Genomic DNA, 3246 nt, shown 5'->3' with positions numbered 1-3246 from the left:
GTGCTGGGCTCGGCGCAGATCGCGGTCGAGCATCGCGGCATGCGCATCGTCGCTTCCGGCGACTACAAGCGCCAGAAGGACGACACCTGCCAGACGTTCGAGCCGATCCCTTGCGACATCTTCATCACCGAGGCGACGTTCGGCCTGCCAGTGTTCCGCCATCCGCCAGACACCGAGGAAATCGCCCGGCTGCTGAAATCGGCGGCGCAGTTTCCGGAGCGCTCGCACCTGATCGGCGCCTATGCGCTCGGCAAGGCACAGCGCGTCATGCGGCTCTTGCGCGACTGCGGCTACGACAGGCCGATCTATATTCATGGCGCGCTGGCGAAGCTCAGCGAATATTACCAGCGCCAGGGCATCGACCTCGGCCAGCTCGACCCAGCAACGGTCGACAGCGCCGGCAAGGATGATTTCGCGGGCGCCATCGTCGTCGGCCCGCCGGCGGCCTTCGCCGACCGCTGGGCGCGGCGCTTCCCCGATCCGATCTCCTGCTTCGCCTCGGGCTGGATGCGCATCCGCCAGCGCGCCAAGCAGGGCGGCGTCGAACTGCCGCTGATCATCTCCGACCATGCCGACTGGGACGAGCTGACCACCACGATCAAGGAGACGGGCGCGGCGGAAATCTGGGTGACGCATGGCCGCGAGGAGGCGCTGGTGCGCTGGTGCGAGCTGGAAGGCATCGCGGCGCGGCCGCTGCATCTTGTCGGCTATGAGGACGAGGGCGATTGAGTTGAACCGCTTCGCCGAACTCCTCGATCGCCTCGTGCTGACGCCGTCGCGCAACGGCAAGCTGACGCTGCTGACCGACTATTTCCGCAGCGTCGAAGACCCCGACCGCGGGCTGGCGCTCGCCGCGATAACCGGGGACCTGTCGATCGCGGCGGTCAAGCCGGCGATGCTGCGGGCGCTGGTCGTCGAGCGCATGGACCCTGTGCTGTTCGGCTATTCCTACGACTATGTCGGTGACCTCGCCGAGACGGTGTCGCTGGTCTGGCCGCAAGCGCCCGGAAATATCTCGAACCATGCGCCGACGCTGGCCGAGGTGGTCGGCAGACTGCAGGCGGCGAGCCGCTCCGACGGGCCGCAGGTGCTGGCGAGGCTGCTCGACAGCGCCAGCATTTCGGCGCGCTTTGCCATCATCAAGCTGGTGACCGGCGGCCTGCGCATCGGCGTGTCGGCGCGGCTGGCAAAACAGGCGCTGGCCGATCTCGGCAAGGTCGACGTCACCGAAATCGAGGAGCTGTGGCACGGCCTGACGCCGCCATACACCACGCTGTTCGCCTGGCTTGAAGGCAAGGCCGGCAAGCCGGAGCGGACCGCGCTTGCCCTGTTCAGTCCGGTGATGCTGGCCAACCCTGTCGGCGACGGCGATCTCGAAAAGCTCGATCCGGCCGACTATGCGGCCGAATGGAAATGGGACGGCATCCGCGTCCAGGCGGTGTGCGAGGGTGGCATCCGCCGGCTCTATTCGCGCACCGGCGACGACGTCTCCGGTGCCTTCCCGGATCTTGCCACGGCAATGGCTTTCGAAGCGGCGCTCGACGGCGAACTGCTGGTCGGCGACCCCCGCCAGGCGACCGGCACGTTTTCGGACCTGCAGCAGCGGCTGAACCGCAAGAGCGTGTCGCAGAAGATCCAGCAGCAATATCCAGCGTTCATGCGCTGCTACGACGCGCTGCAGATCGGCGGCGAGGATTTGCGCACGCTGCCCTTCCGCGAAAGACGGGCTCGCCTCGAGGCCTTCATCGGCACCCTCGACCCCAGCCGTTTCGACCTTTCGCCGCTGGTCGAATTCCCCGAATGGCAGGCGCTCGAACAACTGCGGCAGGCGCCGCCGCATCCGATCATCGAAGGGGTGATGCTGAAGCGTTGGGATTCGCCCTATCTAGCCGGGCGGCCGAAGGGTCCGTGGTTCAAGTGGAAGCGCGATCCGCACACGGTCGATGCGGTGCTGATGTATGCACAGCGCGGCCATGGCAAGCGCTCCAGTTTCTACTCCGATTACACGTTCGGCGTCTGGTCAGGCACGGAAGGGTCCGAGGAACTGGTGCCCGTCGGCAAGGCCTATTTCGGCTTCACCGACGAGGAGCTGAAGCAAATCGACAAATATGTCCGCGACAACACGGTCGAGCGCTTCGGCCCGGTGCGCTCGGTGCGAGCCGACCGCGACAACGGCCTGGTACTGGAGGTGGCGTTCGAGGGGCTCAACCGCTCGACCCGGCACAAATCGGGCGTCGCCATGCGCTTTCCGCGCATTTCGCGGCTGCGCTGGGACAAGCCCGCGGCCGAGGCCGACCGCATCGAGACGCTGCAGGCGCTGCTCGACCGCTAGCTGCAATCGACATTACTGCACGATTGAGACGCGGATCTCATAGATGTCGACCGACTTGCCCTGCTTGTCGAAGTCGGAGTTGACGGCGATGGTGCCGGCCGCGCCCGGATGCTTGTCCGGGAACTGGACGTCGAACAGATACTCGTTGCGCTCGTGCCCGACCGCATAACGCTTGCGGCCGCAATCACCGAGCTCGCCGAAATTGCAGTCGACCGAGATCTGCGTCTCCTTGCCCTCTTCCGAGCGCGCGACGATGTCGAACATGGCATGCTTCCCGACCAGCTTTTCCAGCACGCCCTGGCCGACGTCAAAGGCGATGGCCGAGCCTGACGCGCCGGAGCGGATGCGCAGAAATGAGCCGGTGTCGTCCTGCATCACCTCGGCCTTGGCATCGGCCGGTGCCGCGACATGGGTCGGGTCAGCAGGTGAGAAGACATTGATCCACTCGCGCTGCTGCGCGGCGTCGCCCTGCTTTTCCGGCGACCCGGCGGGCGGCTCGGCCGCCTCGTCGTCCTCGACCGTCGGCGGCGCCTGGGGCGGGCCGGTGTCGAGCTCGGCCGCGGTCTTGAAGACGCCGGTCTCCTTGGCGAAGTAGATACCGATCCCGGCGGCCGCCAGCAGCGTCACGCCGAGGAAGATCGCCGTCAACGGCAGGCGCCGCCCCCTGATCCGACGCTCGTCGCGATCTGGCGCGACCTCCGCCTCGCCGTCTTCCGCCGCGGCGGATGCAGGCGTATCGAGGGTCGGGGCGTCGGGAAGGTCGCCCGGCATGATGTCGGGGACGACAGGCAGCACACGCGAGCGCGGCGCATCGGCGGCCGAAGGCTGCATCGGCCCGTCGACCACGATCGCAGGCGATGGCTGGGCAGGTGTGGCTTGCGTCGGCGGTTCCACCGTGGGCGCCGGCGCGGCGG

3 protein-coding genes are annotated in these 3246 nt (G+C 67.3%); 2 read left to right on the top strand and 1 reads right to left on the bottom strand.

The annotated features are described in order from the left end of the window. Together EN781_RS29275 and EN781_RS29270 are read left to right on the top strand one after the other, a co-directional pair. The coding region (locus tag EN781_RS29275) for a ligase-associated DNA damage response exonuclease (RefSeq protein ID WP_127400582.1) at positions 1-729 on the top strand (729 nt) is incomplete at its 5' end. Between the two features lies 1 nt (position 730). Next, positions 731-2332, top strand: coding sequence for a cisplatin damage response ATP-dependent DNA ligase (locus EN781_RS29270; RefSeq protein WP_126056717.1), 1602 nt, complete (start codon positions 731-733; stop codon positions 2330-2332). Between the two features lie 12 nt (positions 2333-2344). Here the strand turns inward: EN781_RS29270 and EN781_RS29265 are convergent. Then, positions 2345-3246: hypothetical protein (locus EN781_RS29265; RefSeq protein ID WP_127400581.1), on the bottom strand; the 902-nt coding region annotated here is incomplete at its 5' end.

This window comes from Mesorhizobium sp. M4A.F.Ca.ET.090.04.2.1 (genome assembly GCF_003999085.1).
Taxonomy (GTDB): Bacteria; Pseudomonadota; Alphaproteobacteria; order Rhizobiales; family Rhizobiaceae; genus Mesorhizobium.
Note: the sequence above shows the minus strand (reverse complement) of the source record. Positions and strands in the feature narration are given on the sequence as shown.